At 64.5% G+C, this 16,851-nt stretch carries 12 protein-coding genes and 2 tRNA genes; 5 read left to right on the top strand and 9 right to left on the bottom strand.

The features are described 5' to 3' along the window. Positions 1–245: 245 nt before the first annotated feature. Entirely contained in the window at positions 246–797 is a 552-nt protein-coding gene (locus OX460_RS11440; protein ID WP_289898685.1) for a PEP-CTERM sorting domain-containing protein, read from the top strand. Between the two features lie 92 nt (positions 798–889). On the opposite strand, the gene OX460_RS11435 is transcribed toward OX460_RS11440, so the two are convergent. The 3 genes from OX460_RS11435 to OX460_RS11425 form a co-directional block, all read right to left on the bottom strand. Beyond that, entirely contained in the window at positions 890–3,307 is a 2,418-nt protein-coding gene (locus OX460_RS11435; RefSeq protein ID WP_289898684.1) for a TonB-dependent receptor, read from the bottom strand. Between the two features lie 296 nt (positions 3,308–3,603). Beyond that, positions 3,604–4,650 (bottom strand): aldo/keto reductase, encoded by a 1,047-nt coding sequence (locus OX460_RS11430; protein ID WP_289898683.1) that lies wholly within the window; start codon positions 4,648–4,650, stop codon positions 3,604–3,606. A 9-nt stretch (positions 4,651–4,659) separates the two neighbouring features. Then, entirely contained in the window at positions 4,660–5,709 is a 1,050-nt protein-coding gene (locus OX460_RS11425; RefSeq protein WP_289898682.1) for a quinone-dependent dihydroorotate dehydrogenase, read from the bottom strand. A 221-nt stretch (positions 5,710–5,930) separates the two neighbouring features. Here OX460_RS11425 and OX460_RS11420 point away from each other — a divergent pair, with 221 nt between their 5' ends. After that, a complete protein-coding gene (locus tag OX460_RS11420; RefSeq protein ID WP_289898681.1) occupies positions 5,931–9,224 on the top strand; it encodes a S41 family peptidase in 3,294 nt (1,097 codons plus the stop codon). Positions 9,225–9,267: 43 nt separating this feature from the next. Here the strand turns inward: OX460_RS11420 and OX460_RS11415 are convergent, their stop codons facing one another. From OX460_RS11415 to OX460_RS11405, 3 genes are read right to left on the bottom strand one after another with little or no spacing between them, the layout of a single operon-like run. Further along, a complete protein-coding gene (locus OX460_RS11415; RefSeq protein WP_099666809.1) occupies positions 9,268–9,990 on the bottom strand; it encodes an arginyltransferase in 723 nt (240 codons plus the stop codon). A gap of 60 nt (positions 9,991–10,050) precedes the next feature. Next, entirely contained in the window at positions 10,051–10,767 is a 717-nt protein-coding gene (gene aat, locus OX460_RS11410; RefSeq protein WP_251350684.1) for a leucyl/phenylalanyl-tRNA--protein transferase, read from the bottom strand. A gap of 30 nt (positions 10,768–10,797) precedes the next feature. Continuing rightward, on the bottom strand, positions 10,798–11,376 hold the full coding sequence (locus tag OX460_RS11405; protein ID WP_099666811.1) for an NUDIX hydrolase: 579 nt from the start codon (positions 11,374–11,376) through the stop codon (positions 10,798–10,800). Positions 11,377–11,577: 201 nt separating this feature from the next. Here OX460_RS11405 and OX460_RS11400 point away from each other — a divergent pair. Next, a tRNA-Met gene (locus OX460_RS11400) sits at positions 11,578–11,654 on the top strand. A gap of 163 nt (positions 11,655–11,817) precedes the next feature. Beyond that, positions 11,818–11,894: transfer RNA gene (locus tag OX460_RS11395), tRNA-Met, on the top strand. Positions 11,895–11,953: 59 nt separating this feature from the next. Here OX460_RS11395 and OX460_RS11390 read toward each other — a convergent pair. Next, entirely contained in the window at positions 11,954–12,742 is a 789-nt protein-coding gene (locus OX460_RS11390; RefSeq protein WP_289898680.1) for a helix-turn-helix transcriptional regulator, read from the bottom strand. Between the two features lie 110 nt (positions 12,743–12,852). Between OX460_RS11390 and OX460_RS11385 the strand changes: the two genes are divergently transcribed. After that, entirely contained in the window at positions 12,853–14,058 is a 1,206-nt protein-coding gene (locus tag OX460_RS11385) for an MFS transporter (RefSeq protein WP_289898679.1), read from the top strand. On the opposite strand, the gene OX460_RS11380 is transcribed toward OX460_RS11385, so the two are convergent. Both OX460_RS11380 and OX460_RS11375 read right to left on the bottom strand, forming a co-directional pair. Beyond that, positions 14,055–16,361 carry a xanthine dehydrogenase family protein molybdopterin-binding subunit gene (locus tag OX460_RS11380; RefSeq protein ID WP_289898678.1) on the bottom strand — a complete coding sequence of 769 codons (2,307 nt, stop codon included), beginning with the start codon at positions 16,359–16,361 and terminating at the stop codon, positions 14,055–14,057. The two genes, OX460_RS11385 and OX460_RS11380, sit on opposite strands and share 4 nt — an antisense overlap. Next, positions 16,358–16,834, bottom strand: a complete 477-nt coding sequence (locus tag OX460_RS11375; RefSeq protein ID WP_251350688.1) for a (2Fe-2S)-binding protein — start codon at positions 16,832–16,834, stop codon at positions 16,358–16,360. The genes OX460_RS11380 and OX460_RS11375 overlap by 4 nt, the downstream gene beginning before the upstream one ends. Positions 16,835–16,851 lie beyond the last annotated feature (17 nt).

The following is a 16,851-nucleotide window of genomic DNA, read 5'->3' as shown; positions in this document are numbered from 1 at the left end:
TGGCATGTGCCGATCTACAACAATCCTGCTGCCAGGAGCGGCGCCCGGACATGGCGGCATGCCCCGCGATAGCTGGCACCGGCCATAAATTGATAAGGCCAATTGAAAATGCCAATGGTAAAAATTGTTTCTTTTATTGCATTTCGATTTCCTGAATGATATCTTTTGCTCTGCGATGTGAAAGTGATAGAAAAATAATTAATATTGCAATTATTGAAATATTTATATCAGGGGAATATATGAACATGACCAAACGTGCGTTGCTGGGTCTTTGCCTGACCGCTGCGGCTTGCCTGGCGCCATTGGCCCAGGCGGCGAGCTGGGTGGAAATCACCGATCCTGCCATGACGGGCTTCTCGGTGGGCGGCAAGACCGTCACCTATGGCAGCGTGGCAGCGGACTCGGTCTGGGTCTATGACGGCGCCAACCCGCCCGGCGCGCAAAGCGCGGCCGCCATCCAGAGTTTGGTCAGCAGCACGTTTGGCCTGCCATCCAGCGGTACCGGCTCCTTGGTCTTTGCCGCCCAGGGCGACTTGGCCAGCAGCAATTCTGGTTCGTTCACCGTCAACTCCAGCTTCGACTACCTGGCCGTGCATTATGGCCGTGGCGAACTGTTGTTCCACTGGGACACGCCGCTGGCCGCCAATACGGTTGTCACCATTGCCAACCTGCCGCGTGGCCTGAGCAATTTCCGCGCGTTCAATTCGGTATCGGCAGTGCCTGAGCCAGCGACCTACGGCATGCTGATGCTGGGCTTGGGCCTGGTCGGATTTGTCGCGCGCCGCCGCCGCGCCTGAGCCTGCAGCGCCTGCGGGCGCATGCGCTGACGCATGAAAAAAAAGCCTGGAAACGCGATGCGTTCCAGGCTTTTTGCATGGCAGAGCGCCATTTACCAGCTATAGCCGGCCTTGGCGTAGTAATAGCGGCCGTTGAAGCCGTTCGGCGCGAAGCCGCTGTACGGCTGGGTGCCGCCATTGTTGAAGTTGCCCACGCTGGTGACCTGGTCAGGATAGCGGTTGGTGACGTTGTCGATGCCGGCCACCAGGCGCCAGTTCTTGCCCAGTTTCACGGAACCGGACACGTCCAGCACCCATTGCGGATCGTAATGCTGGTCTTGCAGGGCATTGTTTTGCGGCACGATGAAACTGCCGTAGCGCGTTACGACGCCGTGCGCATTCCAGATGCCGACGCTGTAGTCGGCGGCCAGGCTGAACTTGTCCTTTGGCGAACCGACGGTGGCGCGCTGGATGGTCTGGCGGTCGATCAGTTTCAGGTTGTTGGCCGTCAGGATGGCCGGATTGTCCGCCAGTTTCTGTACCGAGGTCTTGTTGTGATTGTAGGCCACGGTCAAGTCCAGGCGGTCCTTGTCCTGCAAGTCGATGCGGTAGGTGCTGACGATGTCCACGCCTTCCGTGCGCGTATCGACGGCGTTGGTGAAATAGCGTCCTGCGCCCACCGGCGTGCCCTGCGCGGCGAGGGTTTTTTTCAACGCCTCGCTCAGGAGCAGGTTGGCAGAGAACAGGATGCGGTCATCGATGTCGATGCGGTAGGCGTCGATCGTCGTCGTGAAGTTGCGCGTGGGCTGGAATTGCAGCCCCAGGCTGTAGTTGCGGGCTTTCTCCGCTTTCAGGTTTTGTGCGCCCAGTGCGCGCGCCTGCGGCGTGTTGACGGCAAAGGTGCCCGTTTCGATGGCTGTATTCGTGCCATTGATGACCTGGAAGTTGGTGGTGGTGATGGTGTAGTACTGCTGTGCCAGCGACGGTGCGCGGAAGCCGCTCGACACGGTGCCGCGCAGGGACAGGGCGTCCGTGAAGGCATAGCGGGCCGAACCTTTGGCCGAGGTGGTGCTGCCGAAATCGCTGTAGCGCTCATGGCGCAGGGCCACGCCGCCGGACAGTTTTTTCGTCGCTTCCGCTTCCAGGTTGACGTAGACCGATTCATTGTGGCGGCTGTGGCTACCCGCGTTTTCGGGACGGAAGCCGGCAAAGCCCTGCGAACCGGTACCGGTATACGATGCTTGCTCGCCAGCGCCGATCGTGTATTTTTCATGGCGCGCTTCGGCGCCCACGGCCACCGTCAGCGGCCCCGTAAAGTAAGCGACGGGAAATTCGCGCGCCGCGTCGAGATTCAGGACGGTCTGCTCATTTTTCAGCGAGCCCACATAAAAGTGCGTGGGGCTGGCGGCAGCCAGGTCGAAATTGACGGTATTGTCGAGATCCAGCTTGAACTTGTTGCTGCCGTAATTCAGGCTGGCATCCCAACGCCAGCCGGCCGCCTCGCCGCGCAAGCCTGTCACCAGCGACTGGTCGGTCAGGGTGCTGTTCTGGATCGGCAGGAAGCCTTCGGGGAAGATCGACGAGCGGGTGACGTATTGTCCATTTTTGTCCTTCACCAGGCCTGCGCGCCAGGTGGCGCCGGCCGAGGTGTCGCGCTGGCCGTAGCCGCCGAAGGCATACCAGTCGAGGTTGTCGCCGAGATGGTATTCGCTGTTGATGAAGACGGTAGCCGGTTTGCTCTCGGCATCGCCGTAGCGCAGGTTGACCTTGCCGTAGCGCGGTTCCAGCGGGTTGCTGAAATCGCGGCCGGCGCGGTTGGTGGGACCGCGATCGGCCACTTCCGCCGAGACGCGCACCCAGCCGTCCTCGCCCAGGGCGAAGCCGGCCGAACCCTTGATGGATTTCTGCTTGCCGTCGCGCTCCTGCGTCTGGCCATAGCCCACTTCGATGTCGCCGCCGGCCGCGCCTTTTTTCAGGATGATGTTGATCACGCCGGCAATCGCATCGGAACCGTACTGGGCCGCCGCACCATCGCGCAGCACTTCCACGTGGTCGATGGCGGCCAGGGGGATAGCGTTCAGGTCGACAGGCGCCGAGCCGCGGCCCAGGGTGCCGTTGACGTTGACGACGGCCGACGTGTAGCGGCGCTTGCCGTTCACCAGCACCAGGGTCTGGTCGGGCGATAGGCCGCGCAGCTGGGCAGGGCGCACGGCGTCGCTGCCATCGGCACCCGTCGGACGGGGGAAGTTCATCGATGGCAGCAGGCGCGCCAGCACGGTGGCCAGTTCGGCCGAGCCCGTGCTTTGCAGGTCGCGCGAGGTGAGGATGTCGATCGGCGATTCGGAATCGATGGTGCGGCGGTTCTTGGCGAAGGTGCCGGTGACAACCACCGATTGCAATTCGCCTTCGGCCGGCAGCTCTTGCTGCGCTTGCGCCTGCATGGGCAGGCTGAAGCAGGCGATCAGGCTGGCGGCGATAACGGTTTTCACGGGCAGGGCGGGAAGCTGGGAGCGGGCGTTGCTTGAACTCATCGACGATATCTCTTCGGTTGGTGGTTACGCGGACCATGGCGGTCCGACGATGAAATCAGATTAACAGTGGGCACGTGGCGTGCTTACGAATCGTTCTGTCTATCGATATGCAATAAATATCTGAAACACGTCAACATGGCGCGAGTAGCGCATATGGCCTCGTTTCCAGCATACGGCCGGGCAAGGCCAGGCCGCAATGCTGCACAGCAGTAAATTGCCAGCTGTTGTATAAAAACGACTATCTGCGAGGAGAGGGGGGAGCCTGGCGGCGGCATGCGCCGCCAGACGCAGGGCGTTTACTGCCCCGGATTGGGCGCACTGGCGTGGATGGCGTCGACGGCCGCCACCAGTTCCGGCGACAGGGTGATTTGATGGGCGTCGATATTTTGCTGCAACTGCTCCACGCTGGTGGCGCCGATGATGGTCGAGGCCACGAACCAGCGCGTGTAGCACCAGGCCAGCGCCAGCTGCGCCGGCGTCAAGCCGTGCGCGCGGGCCAGCGCCGCATACCGGCCGGCGGCCGCGATGGTGGCGGGGCGCACGTAGCGCGGGCTCCAGCCGGCCGGAAAGCGCGTCAGGCGGCCCTTGGCCTGCGGATCGTCGAGGTATTTCGCCGTCAGCTGACCGAACGCCAGCGGGCTGTAGGCCAGCAAGCTGACATTTTCCCGGTGGCAGGTTTCGTCGAGCAAACTCGTCTCGAAATGGCGCGCCGTCAGGTTGTACAGGTTCTGGATGGAGGCGATGCGCGGCAAGCCCTTCAGTTCCGCCTGCTTGATGTATTCGCACACGCCCCACGACGATTCGTTCGACACGCCGATGTGGCCGATCTTGCCTTCCTCGACCAGCTTGCCCAGCACGGCCAGCGTGTCTTCGATGGCGACGCAAGCGTGCTCCTTGCGCGGGTTGTACACGCTGGCACCGAAGATGGGCAGGTTGCGGCTGGGCCAGTGCAATTGATACAGGTCAATGTGCTCCGTCTGCAGCCGGCGCAAGCTGTCTTCGACGGCGGCGCGGATGTTGATCGCGTCGTGGTCCGTCTTGCCCCTGCGTATCCAGTGCATGCGCGAATTCGGCCCGGCCACCTTGCTGGCCAGCACGATGTTGCCGCGCTTGCCGCTTTTCTTCAACCAGCTGCCGATGTGGCGCTCGGTGCTGCCCTGCGTCTGCGCGCTGGCCATCACCGGATACATTTCCGCCGTGTCGATGAAGTTGATGCCCCGTTCCAGCGCGTAATCGAGCTGGCTGTGCGCTTCGGCTTCCGTGTTCTGTTCGCCGAAGGTCATCGTGCCCAGGCAGATCCTGCTGACTTCCAGGCCGCTGGTACCCAGCTTGATCTTTTCCATGCGCCGTCCTTAGCGGGCCTGCTTGCCGTGCAGCGCGCGCGCGCAATCCTTGATCAGCGCGGGACCGGCGTAAATCAGGCCGCTGTACAGCTGCACCAGTTGCGCGCCCGCCTCGAACTTGGCCACGGCGTCGCTGCCCTGCATGATGCCGCCCACGCCGATGATGGGCAGCGCGTCGCCCAGTTCCGCCTTCAGCAGGCGGATGACATTGTTCGACAGCTCGAACACGGGCGCGCCCGACAGGCCGCCCGCTTCCGCGCCGTGCGGCATGCCTTCGACGGCGCTGCGCGACAGGGTCGTGTTGGTGGCGATGACGCCGTCGATCTGGTGGCGCGTGAGCGACTCGGCGATGCTTTTCACCTGTTCGCCATCCATGTCCGGCGCGATTTTCAGGGCCAGCGGCACGTAGCGCTTGTGCTTGTCCGCCAGGCGGGCCTGGGCATCTTTGAGCTGCGACAGCAGGGCGTCGAGTTCCGACGCACCCTGCAGCTGGCGCAAATTCTTGGTGTTCGGCGACGAGATGTTCACCGTCACATAGCTGGCGTAAGGGTAGACTTTTTCCAGGCACAGCAGGTAGTCGTCGGCCGCGCGCTCGATGGGCGTGTCGGCATTCTTGCCGATGTTCAGGCCCAGTACGCCGGCGCGGTTCTGGTAGAACTTCGACGCCTGTACGTTGGCGATAAACGCGTCCACGCCGCCATTGTTAAAGCCCATGCGGTTGATGATGCCCTGCGCCTGCGGCAGGCGGAACATGCGCGGTTTCGGATTGCCCGCCTGCGCGCGCGGCGTGACGGTGCCCACTTCGATGGAGCCGAAACCCAGGTCGGCCAGCGCGTCGATGTAGGCGCCGTCCTTGTCCAGACCGGCGGCCAGGCCGACCGGGTTCGGGAAGGTGATGCCCATCACCGTGCGCGGGTCCGCCGCCGGTTTGCCGGCCAGTTTCGTCAGGCCCAGCGCGCTGGCGCGTTTCAGGGCGGGCAGGGTGAGATGGTGGGCCGCTTCGGCATCCATCGAAAACAGCAAGGGGCGGGCGAGGGAGTACAGGAATTTTTCAGACATGGGGCGCTTTGAGTAGGTATGCGGGCTGCCGGGAAGGGCTGGCGGCGCGCGAAATAAGTGGCGTATTTTACCGTGTTCCGCGCGGCTGCCGGGTGTATAGTTCTTGTTGGTCTAATGCAATATTGAATCCTTGATAATTCGCATTCGACCGTGGACCTTCCTGTTTTTTCTCTGTTCTGTTGACTTCATAAGCGAGACATCGATTGAAAAAGACACGCATCTTGACCGCCATCGCAGCCGCCAGCGCACTGCTGCTGAGCCATCCGGCCCTGGCCCTGCCCAATACGCAAGACACCCGCATGCTGAGCGAACCGGCCGTCTCCAGCCGCCACATCGCCTTCATCTATGCGGGCGACGTATGGCTATCGAACCTGGACGGCGGCGGCGCGCGGCGCCTCACCTCCGACCTGGGCGACAAATCCAACCCCGTGTTTTCGCCCGACGGCAGCCTGATCGCGTATAGCGCCAACATCGACGGCAATGTCGACGTGTATGTGATCGCGGCCGCCGGCGGCGTGCCGCGCCGCCTGACCTTCCACCCGGGTGTTGATCTGGCGCAATCGTTCACCCCCGATGGCCAGTCCGTGATGTTCACCTCGCCCCGCGCCGCCTTCAACAACCGCTTCCAGAAGCTGTTCACGGTGCCGGTGGCGGGCGGCGTGGAAACCCAGCTGGAGATCCCCAACGCCTCGCGCGCCACGTATTCGCCCGACGGCAAGCGCATCGCGTACAACCCGCTGGCGCCCGCCTTCAAGCAGTGGAAGCGCTACCGGGGCGGCACCAATTCCTGGCTGTGGCTGTTTTCATCCAGCGATAAATCGATTGAAAAAATCCCCCAGCCGACGACGCGCTCGAACGACGTCGATCCCATGTGGATCAAGGATACCGTGTACTTCCGCTCGGACCGCAACGGCGAATTCAACCTGTTTGCCTACGACGTCAAGACGAAAGCCGTGCGCCAGTTGACGCAGCACAAGGATTTCCCCGTGCTGAACGCGTCGGCGGCGAACGGCACCATCGTCTACGAGCAGGCCGGTTATCTCCACTCACTCGACATCGCCAGCGGCCAGGCGCACAAGCTGGCCATCGCCGTGGCCAGCGACCTGGGGCAGGCGCGCCCCCGCTGGGTCAAGAACGCGAAATATATCCGCGACGCGTCGATTTCGCCGTCGGGCGCGCGCATCGCCTTCGAATACCGGGGCGAGATCGTCACCATCCCCGCCGACAAGGGCGACGTGCGCAACCTGACGCAGACGGCCGGCGCCCACGAGCGCACGCCGATCTGGTCGCCCGATGGCCGCTCGGTCGCGTATTTCTCGGACGAGTCGGGAGAATATGAACTGCATGTGCGCTCGCAGGACGGCAAGGGCGCCGTGAAAAAGCTCAAGCTCAATGGCAGCGGTTTCTATGACAACGCCGTCTGGTCGCCCGACAGCCGGAAGATCGCGTTTGCCGACAATGGCTGGAGCATGTACGTGATCGATGTCGGCAACGGCAAGGTGCAAAAAATCGCCACGGAGCCCATGTATGGCGTCGACAAGAGCATGCGCGCCTCGTGGGCGCCCGATTCGCGCTGGCTGGCCTATACGCTCAATTCACCCACCTACACGCGCAGCGCCTACATCTATTCCGTCGAGCAGAACAAGTCGATGCCCGTGACCGACGGCTTGTCCGACGTGGCCCAGCCCGTGTTCGACAAGAGCGGCAAATACCTGTACTTCTTCGCTTCGACGAATGCTGGCCCCAGCAACAACTGGTTCTCGCAGCAGAACGAAGACAACCTGGTGACGCGCACCGTGTGGATGGCCGTGCTGCGGCGCGACCTGCCGTCGCCCCTGATCAAGGAAAGCGACGAGGAAAAGGCGGCCGGCGCGGAGAGTAAAAAAGACACGGTGAAGGGGGAAGCGGAAGCGAAGAGCGAGCCGAAGGTCGATCCGAAGACGGGGCGCGACGACCCGAAAGTCACGGTCGCTCCCGTGGCGCCGATCCACATCGATTTCGACGGCATCGCCACGCGCATCGTCGACTTGCCGCTGCCGGCCGCGCAGTTCTCCAATTTGACGGCTGGCGCTGCGGGGCAAATCTTTTTGCTGCGCGAAAGCGACGGCAAGAAGGCCGTGCAGCGCTTCGATCTGAAGGAGCGCAAGGCGGAAACCGTGGTGGCGGAAGCCGATGATTTCGAAGTCTCGGCCGATGGCAAGAAGCTGCTGTACCGCCAGAAGGACAATTGGGCCATGGGGTCGGCCACGGGCAAGCTGCTGGCGCCGGGCGAGGGCAAGATCAAGGTCGACGCCATCGAAGTGAAGGCCGATCCGCGCGCCGAATGGACGCAGATTTTCAACGAGGTATGGCGCATCAACCGCGATTACTTTTATGACCCGGGCATGCATGGCGTGGACTGGAAGGCCATGCGCGACAAGTACGCCGTGTTCCTGCCCGAGCTGTCCAGCCGCGCGGACTTGAACCGGTTGATACAGTGGATGTGCAGCGAACTGGCCGTGGGCCACCACCGGGGCGGCGGCGGCGACGATTTTATCGAGGCGAAGAAGGTGCCGGGGGGCTTGCTGGGCGCCGATTATGAAGTGCGCGACGGCCATTACCGCTTCAAGAAGGTGTATGGCGGCTTGAACTGGAATCCGGCCCTGCGCGCGCCGCTGACGGAGCCGGGCCTGAACGTCAAGGCGGGCGAATACCTGCTGGCCGTCGACAGCCGTCCTTTGCTGCCGCCGACGAATATCTACAGCGCCTTCGAGAACACGGCCGGCAAGGCCATCGACCTGACCGTGGGACCGTCGGCCGACGGCAAGGGCGCGCGCACGATCACCGTGGTGCCCGTTCCGACCGAGGATGCCTTGCGCAACCGCGACTGGATCGAAGGCAATATGCGCAAGGTCAATGCGGCCACGGGCGGCAAGGTGGCGTATGTGTACGTGCCGAATACGGCGGGGCTGGGCCACACCTACTTCAAGCGCTATTTCTTCCCGCAGGCGGACAAGCAGGCCATCATCGTCGACGAGCGTTTCAACGGCGGCGGCAGCGTGGCCGATTACTACATCGAGATCCTGCAGAAGAAGGAAATCGCCTGGTGGACCATGCGCTACGGCGCCGACATGAAGACGCCGTCCGCGTCGATCCAGGGGCCGCGCGCCATGCTGATCGACGAGACGGCCGGTTCGGGCGGCGACCTGCTGCCGTGGATGTTCCGCAAAAACAACATGGGCCCGCTGATCGGCAAGGCGACGTGGGGCGGCCTGGTGGGCGTACTGGGCTTCCCCGTGCTGATGGACGGCGGCTTCATCACGGCGCCGAACCTGGCGTTCTGGACGCGCGAGAATGGCTGGGGCGTGGAAAATGAAGGCGTGCCGCCCGATATCGACGTCGAGCAAACGCCGGCCGACGTCATCGCCGGGCGCGATCCGCAGCTGGAAAAGGCGATCGAGGTGATCCAGGCCGAACTGGCGAAGAATCCGCCCGTACAGCCCAAGCGTCCTGCGTTTCCGGACAAGAGCAAGTAAGCCGGTACGGCAGGCATGAAAAAAGGGGCGCAAGCCCCTTTTTTTACAGGATGACCCACTGCCCCTTGATGCGGGCTTCCAAGGGTTTGAAGTTGATCTTGTACGCCATCTTCGGGCTTTGCTTTATCCAGTAGCCCAGGTAGATGTAGGGCAGGCCCAGTTCGCGCGCCTGGGCGATTTGCCACAGCACGTTGTAGGTGCCGTACGAGGCGCCCGGCACGTCCGGATCGAAAAAGGTGTAGACGGACGACAGGCCGTCGGCCAGCACGTCGATGATGCTGACCATGCGCAGGATGCCTTCGGCATCGCGGAATTCCACCAGGCGCGTATTGACCCGGCTTTGCAGCAGGAATTGCGCATACTGGTCGCGGCTGTCCTGGTCCATGCCGCCGCCCGCGTGGCGCGTGCTCTGGTAGCGCAGGTACAGCTCGTAGTGCTCGTCGAGGAAGGACAGGGTGGCCACGCCCGCCTGCAGGTCGGCGTGGCGGCTCCAGGCGCGGCGCTGGTTGCGGTTCGGGGTGAACTCGCCCGTCACGACGCGCACGGGTATGCAGGCCTGGCAGCCATCGCAATACGGGCGGTAAGTAAAAATGCCGCTGCGGCGAAAGCCGTTGCGCACCAGTTCCGAATACACGTCGCTGTTGATCAGGTGCGAGGGCGTGGCCACCTGCGAGCGGGCTTGGCGGTCGTCCAGGTAGCTGCACGGGTAGGGCGCCGTCGTGTAGAACTGCAGGGTGGCAAACGGTAGTTCGTTCAGGTGCGTCATGCTGATCCTGTCTGGTCTGTCCGCGGGAATGGAAGTCTGCGTGGAGATATCATAGCTTTTTTATGCCGGCGGTGCAGCCTGCCAATCCGTGATTTGCGCTGCTTCAATGGCGACGCGCACATGGGCCAGGAAGCGCGCGCGCGAAATGGGCGCCGCGCCCAGCGACGCCAGGTGTCTTGTTTCTTGCTGGCAGTCAATCATGGCCACGCCGCGGTCCTTCAGGAAGCGCACCAGGTGCGCCAGCGCGATCTTCGAGCCATCCGTCACGCGCGCGAACATCGACTCGCCATAGAACATGCGCCCGATCGACACGCCATACGCGCCGCCCACCAGTTCCCCGTCCAGCCACAGTTCCGACGAGTGCGCGTAGCCCAGCTTGTGCAAGCCCGTGTAGCCGGCGATGATTTCATCGGAAATCCACGTGCCCGGGCCATCCTTGCGCGGCGCGGCGCAGGCGCGCATGACGGCGTCGAAATCGCCGTCGAAACGCAGCTGCCAGCGCCCGTCCGTGGCGGCGCTGCGTTCGACCTTGCGGATCGCCTTGGCCAGGCTGTCGGAGACCTTGAAATGCTCCGTCATCAGCACCATGCGCGGATCGGTGCTCCACCACAAAATAGGCTGGCCTTCGGAAAACCAGGGGAAGATGCCGCGCCGGTAGGCGTCGAGCAGGCGCGCGGGCGACAGGTCGGCGCCGGCCGCCAGCAGGCCGGGCGCCTCGTCGGTCAGGGCGCGCGAGACGTCGGGGAACGGGGTGTGGATGTCGAGCCAGGGAATCATGCGGCGTCAAAGGTGGCAGGTGAGGGGAGCTTATTCTGCATCCGTGCGCGCCATCGGGCGCGTGATGTCGCCCGTATGGACGCCGTAGCTGCCGCCTTCGCGGATTTTCACGCGGTCGGCAAAGAACAGTTCCAGGGTGGCGCGGATGGTGGGGAAGGCCAGGTCGTCCCAGGGAATCTGCGCTTCCGTAAACAGCTGCACGTCCAGGCTTTCGATGCCCGGCGCGAAATCGAGGTCGCGCAGGCGGGCCAGGTAGAACAGGTGCACCTGGTGCACGCGCTGCACGTTCAGCAGCGAGAACAGGGGCCCCAGTTCGATATTCGCGCCCGCTTCCTCCACCGTTTCGCGCTCGGCCGCATCCGACGTCGTTTCATCGTTTTCCATGAAGCCGGCCGGCAGGGTCCAGTAGCCCAGGCGCGGTTCGATGGCCCGTTTGCACAGCAAGACCTGCAACTGGCCATCCTCTTCCCAGACGGGAATCGAGCCGACCACCATTTTCGGGTTCTGGTAATGGATGGCGTCGCAGTTGGCGCACACATAGCGCGGGCGGTTGTCGCCTTCCGGGATGGACAGGCTGACAGGATGGGCGCATTCGGAGCAGAATTTCATGGGCGGGCTTAGGAAAAGAATGATGTCTAGTGTAACGCTTACTGTACACCGCTTACTGTACACCGATTGCGCGCGGCGTGGCGTGTCGGGCGGACACAATGCCAATCGGCAATTGGCCGGGGTTTTTAATTAAATAGCTCTATTGCAGCCTAAGTTGAGATAGCTATTGCCTAAGCCACCCGTTTGCCCTTATAATTCTTGTGCGGGGTGGAGCAGTCTGGCAGCTCGTCGGGCTCATAACCCGAAGGTCACAGGTTCAAATCCTGTCCCCGCAACCAATACCGGAAAGCCGCTGATTCTTGCAAAAGATCGGCGGCTTTTTTCATTTCCGCCTGGCGCACCCCATCATTTGCCCATCGGCAATCGCCGCGAGGCGGGACGCGCATGCAATTGTCAAATCTTGCCCTTTACGCTTCGCAACAATCTGGTATATAATTCTGCTGCGGGGTGGAGCAGTCTGGCAGCTCGTCGGGCTCATAACCCGAAGGTCACAGGTTCAAATCCTGTCCCCGCAACCAATTCGAAGCCGCTGATTCCTCGCAAGAGGGTCAGCGGTTTTTTCGTTGTGCGGCAGTGTTTACTCTGGCACCTGGCGCGCATACACGACCAGCCGCAGGTGGCGGTCCGCATCGATGGTCAGCGAGGTGTGCTCATACGCGATGCCTTCGCCGTCGACGTCCAGGCAGCGCACGCCGGCACATGGCGCATGCACGTCGTGGCGGCGCCACCACAGCTTGAATTCGGGCGAGACTTTTTCCAGTTCGTCCACCAGCGCATGGATGTCCGCTTCCTGCGTGGCGCGCGCATAGTCGCGGCGAAAGCTCGACAGCATCAGCGGTGCCTGCTCTTCCCAGCCGATGAAGCGCGAGCGCAGCAGCGGATCGGTAAACAGGAGCCACAGCAGATTGCGCCGCGCCGGCACATGCGCGCCGAAGCCGAACAGGGCGTCCGCGCCCGCATTGAACGCCAGCACGTCCCAGCGCAGGTTGAGCACATACGCGGGATGCGCCAGTTCGTGCATCAGGCGGCGCACCGGCGGCGGCACCACGCAAAACGTCTTGCCCTCTTCGGCCGGCGGACGCGCATGCGCGAGCAGGAACAGGTGGCGGCGTTCGCCCGCGTCCAGTTTCAGCACTTCGGCCAGCTTGTCGAGAAAGGCGCTCGAGACGCCGATGTCGCGCCCCTGCTCCAGCCAGGTGTACCAGGTCAGCCCCACGCCGGCCAGCGCCGCCACTTCTTCGCGGCGCAAGCCGGGCGTCCTGCGCCGCCCGCCGCCGGGCAAACCCACGTCTTCCGGCGACAGGCGTGCGCGGCGCGCCTGCAGGTAGGCGGCCAGTTCGTGGCGGGTACGGGCCAAAGTGCGCATGGTGCTGCCTTTCAGGTAAGCCTGTTGCTATCAGTAATAGCATAAACAGTTAAATTGTAATTGTTTATATTGTATTCCAGAATGCCTGCTTTCTTCCCGAAGGCTTGCCCATGTCCGACTATTCTTCTCACGCCAGTACTGGCACTTCCGCCGCCGTGCTGCCCGCCACCGTCTATCTGATCGCCGTGGGCGCGTTCGCGCTGGGCATGGCGTCGTATGTGACGGCAGGCCTGATGCCGATGATCGCCGGCGCGTTTTCCGTTTCGCTGGCGATGGCGGCGCAGCTGGTGACGGCGTTTACCCTGGCCTATGGCCTCGGCTCGCCGCTGATGGTGGCCTTGCTGCCGGCGCGCGCGCAGCGCTCCGGCCTTTTGGTCGCCCTGGGCGTGTTCGTGCTGGCGAACGGGGCCAGCGCGCTGGCGCCCGGTTTCAGCAGTTTGCTGGCATGGCGCGCCATCGCCGGCATCGGTGCGGGCGTGTACCTGGCGCTGGGCATCGCGGCGGCGGCCGGCGTGTCGGCGCCGCAGCAGCGGGGCAAGGCCATCGGCGCGATCATGGGCGGCATGGCGGGCGGCACGGTGCTGGGCGTGCCCTTGAGTTTGCTGCTGGCGCTGCAGCTGGGCTGGGCAGCGGCCCTGTGGCTGGTGGCGCTTCTCGGTGCGCTGGCGCTGGCGGGCTTGCTGTGGAAGCTGCCCGCGCTGCCTGCCGCATCGTCCGCGCCGGCCATCTCGCTGCGCCGCAAGCTGGCCTTGCTGGCCGACGGGCAGGTGCTGGCCATCCTGCTCGTTTCCTTGCTGGCGGCCGTCGCCAGCCTGGGCATGTACACCTTCATTGCGCCGCTGCTGGCGTGGTCGGCGCAGGGCTTGGCGATCTCCGCCACGCCCTTCCTGTGGGCGTGGGGCGTGGGGGGGATCGTTGGCAGCGTGCTGGTCGGGCCATGGGCGGACAAGGTGGCGGCGCCGAAACTGACCTGGCTCATCTTGCTGCTGCTGGCGCTGGCCTTGGGCGCGCTGCCGCTGGCGGCCGGCTGGTCGGCCTGGCTGATGCTCGCGCCTATCGTGCTGTGGGGCGCGGCCGGCTGGGCCCTGCAAGTGCCGCAAAACCAGCAACTGCTGGCCGTGCGCGCGCGCCAGGGCGACGGCAACCTGGCCATCGCCCTCAACGAATCGGCGCTGTACCTGGGCAGCGCCATCGGCGCCGCCACGGGCGGGGTGCTGCTCCTGCTGGACTGGCCCATGTGGCTGCTGGCGGCCGGCGCAGCCCTGGTCGCCGCCGCCGCCTTGCTGCTGCAGTTGCCGGCGGCGCGGCGCGGCTAGCCTTTCTTCGCCAGTTGCATGCCCACGGGCAGGGCGCGGATGCGCTTGCCCGTGGCGGCGAAGATGGCGTTGCACAGGGCGGGCGCGATGGGCGGCGTGGCCGGCTCGCCCACGCCGCCCAGCTCCATGTCCAGGGTGCCCGGCACCAGGTGCGTGTGGATCACGCGCGGCGCGTCGGCCGCGCGCAGCACGGCGTAGTCGTGGAAATTGCTTTGCTCGACCCGGCCATTTTTAAAGCTGATTTCGCCGCTCATGGCCAGGGACAGGCCCATGATGCAGGCGCCCTCGATCTGCGAGCGCACGCGGTCCGGGTTGATCTGCGGGCCGCAATCCATGGCGATGTCGACCCTGGGCACGATGACTTCGCCGGCCGCATTGATCTCCACCTCGATCACGGCCGCCACATAGGTGACGAAACTGTAGGACACGGCCAGGCCCAGCCCCCGTCCCTTGGGCAGCTTGCGGCCCCAGCCCGCCTTGGCCGTCGCCAGCTCGATCACGTGGCGCATGCGGCTGATGTCGACCGGATACTTCGCCGGATCTTCGCCATAGTTCCAGCCGTCGGACAGGTCGGCCGGGTTGATCTTGCGCGCGGGGCCCAGGAGCGCCAGCAGGTAGTCGCGGTGGTCCTTCTTCGCCGCGTGCGCCAGTTCGGCCGTGAACGACTGGATGGCGAAGGCGTGCGGGATGTTCGACACGGAACGGAACCAGCCGATGCGCGTGTGGGCCGGCACTTCGGGCACTTCGACGCGGATGTTCGCAATGGCGAACGGCACGTTGATGGCCGACATGCCCAGTTCGAACGGCGCCTGCTTGTTCGCGCCGGCGGCAAAGGTCGACGTGATGGTGGGCGCGGCCGTGCGGTGCAGCCAGGCCGTCGGCATGCCTTTCGCATCGAGCGACGCTTCCAGCCGTTCGACCGATACCGTGTGCAGGTAGTCGTGCTGCAGGTCGTCGTCGCGCGTCCACGTCAGCTTGACGGGCGCGCCATCCATGGCTTTCGACAGCAGCGCCGCCTCGACGGCGAAATCGGGTTTCGATTTGCGCCCGAAGCCGCCGCCGAGCAGGGTCACGTGGACGGTCACGTCGTCATACGTCAGGCCCAGGGCCTTGGCCACGTTGCTGCGTGTCGCCTGCGGCGCCTGCACGCAGGCCCACACTTCGGCCTTGCCGTTGGCGATGCGCACGGTGGCGGCGGGCGGCTCCATGGTGGCGTGGGCCAGGTGGGGCAGATAGTATTCGGCGCTGAATTTCCGCGCGGCGGGAGCCGCGGCCAGCGTCGCCACCGTCTTGCCCTGGTCGCGCGCCGGACTGGCCGGCTGGCGCACGGCCGCTTCCAGCGTCTTGCGGAAGGCTTTCGAATCGTAGCCGCCGTTCGGACCGTCGTCCCATTCCAGCACCAGTGCTTCGCGGCCCTTGATGGCGGCCCAGGTGTTGCTGGCGATGACGGCCACGCCGCCCAGCGGATTGAACATGGCCGGCGGCGGGCTGCCCGCCAGTTCGACGATGCGCAGCACGCCCGGCACTTTCAGGGCCGCCGTCTTGTCCACGCTTTTCAGCTTGCCGCCGAAGACGGGCGGACGGGCGATGACGGCATACGCCATGCCATCGAGGCGCGTGTCGATGCCGAAGTGGGTGTTGCCCGTGACGATGTCGTGCAAGTCGATGCCGCGCGTGCTGGTTTGCCCGATGTAGCGCAGCTCGCCCGCCGTTTTCAGGCTGATGCGCGCGCGTGGCGGCACGGGCAACTTGGCCGCGTCTTCGGCCAGCGCCCCGAAGGACAGCGAGCGTCCGCTGGCCGCATGCACGACCGCGTGATTGACGGCTTTGACTTCGGTGACAGGTACGTCCCAGCGCACGGCGGCCGCCGTTTCCAGCATCAGGCGCGCCGTGGCGCCCACGTGGCGCATGGCGCGGAACGAGTGGCGCATGCTGCGCGAACCGTCCGTATCCTGGCTGCCGTAGCGCGCTTCGTCGGCGGGCGCCTGCTGCACGCGCACCTGCGCCCAGTCGGCGCCCAGTTCGTCGGCCGCCACCATGGGCAGGCTGGTGCGGATGCCCTGGCCCATTTCGGAGCGGTGCGCCACGATGGTGACGATGCCGTCGGCGCCGATCGACAGGAAGACCAGGGTGTCGTCGACCACGCCGCCAGCCATATTGTCGCCGCCGTATTTGACGGCATCGGCCGCCATCACGAGGCCGGAAGGGCCGGCCACCAGGGTCAAACCGGCCAGTGCGCCGGCGGCCTTGAGCCAGTTGCGCCGCGCAGGCGAATGTGCGGCGGCAGTGTCATGGATGCTCATTTGGCCGCTCCTTTTGCGTGGATGCTGCTTGCAGCCTGCTTGATGGCCGCGTGGATGCGCGTGTAGGTGCCGCAGCGGCAGATATTGCCGCTCATCGCTTCGCGGATTTGCTGGTCGCTCGGTCTTGGCGTCTTGTGCAGCAGGGCCGTGGCCGACATGATCTGCCCGGCCTGACAGTAACCGCATTGTGGCACGCCGTGTTCCTGCCAGGCTTGTTGCAGCGCAAGGCCGACCTTGTCTTCGCCCACCGCTTCGATGGTGGTGATCTTCTTGCCGGCGGCGGCCGACATGGGCGTCACGCAGGAGCGGATGGCTTCGCCATCGAGGTGCACGGTGCAGGCGCCGCACAGGGCCATGCCGCAGCCGAATTTGGTGCCGGTCATGCCCAGTTCGTCGCGCAGGGCCCACAGCAGGGGCGTGTCTTCAGGCAGTGCAAGGTCGTGCTGCTTGCCATTGATGGTCAGGGTCGTCATGTGTATTCCTCGGAGTG

The organism is Janthinobacterium sp. SUN033 (genome assembly GCF_030397595.1).
GTDB classification, from domain to species: Bacteria; Pseudomonadota; Gammaproteobacteria; order Burkholderiales; family Burkholderiaceae_D; genus Janthinobacterium; species Janthinobacterium kumbetense.
Note: the sequence above shows the minus strand (reverse complement) of the source record. Positions and strands in the feature narration are given on the sequence as shown.

What these genes read in the sequence shown, in the direction of transcription:
- OX460_RS11375 (WP_251350688.1), bottom strand. Translation starts at nt 16,834, where the DNA reads ATGACGACCCTGACCATCAATGGCAAGCAGCACGACCTTGCACTGCCT.
- aat (WP_251350684.1), bottom strand. Translation starts at nt 10,767, where the DNA reads ATGATTCCCTGGCTCGACATCCACACCCCGTTCCCCGACGTCTCGCGC.
- OX460_RS11425 (WP_289898682.1), bottom strand. Translation starts at nt 5,709, where the DNA reads ATGTCTGAAAAATTCCTGTACTCCCTCGCCCGCCCCTTGCTGTTTTCG.
- OX460_RS11390 (WP_289898680.1), bottom strand. Translation starts at nt 12,742, where the DNA reads ATGCGCACTTTGGCCCGTACCCGCCACGAACTGGCCGCCTACCTGCAG.
- OX460_RS11385 (WP_289898679.1), top strand. Translation starts at nt 12,853, where the DNA reads ATGTCCGACTATTCTTCTCACGCCAGTACTGGCACTTCCGCCGCCGTG.
- OX460_RS11380 (WP_289898678.1), bottom strand. Translation starts at nt 16,361, where the DNA reads ATGAGCATCCATGACACTGCCGCCGCACATTCGCCTGCGCGGCGCAAC.
- OX460_RS11430 (WP_289898683.1), bottom strand. Translation starts at nt 4,650, where the DNA reads ATGGAAAAGATCAAGCTGGGTACCAGCGGCCTGGAAGTCAGCAGGATC.
- OX460_RS11435 (WP_289898684.1), bottom strand. Translation starts at nt 3,307, where the DNA reads ATGAGTTCAAGCAACGCCCGCTCCCAGCTTCCCGCCCTGCCCGTGAAA.
- OX460_RS11415 (WP_099666809.1), bottom strand. Translation starts at nt 9,990, where the DNA reads ATGACGCACCTGAACGAACTACCGTTTGCCACCCTGCAGTTCTACACG.
- OX460_RS11405 (WP_099666811.1), bottom strand. Translation starts at nt 11,376, where the DNA reads ATGAAATTCTGCTCCGAATGCGCCCATCCTGTCAGCCTGTCCATCCCG.
- OX460_RS11440 (WP_289898685.1), top strand. Translation starts at nt 246, where the DNA reads ATGACCAAACGTGCGTTGCTGGGTCTTTGCCTGACCGCTGCGGCTTGC.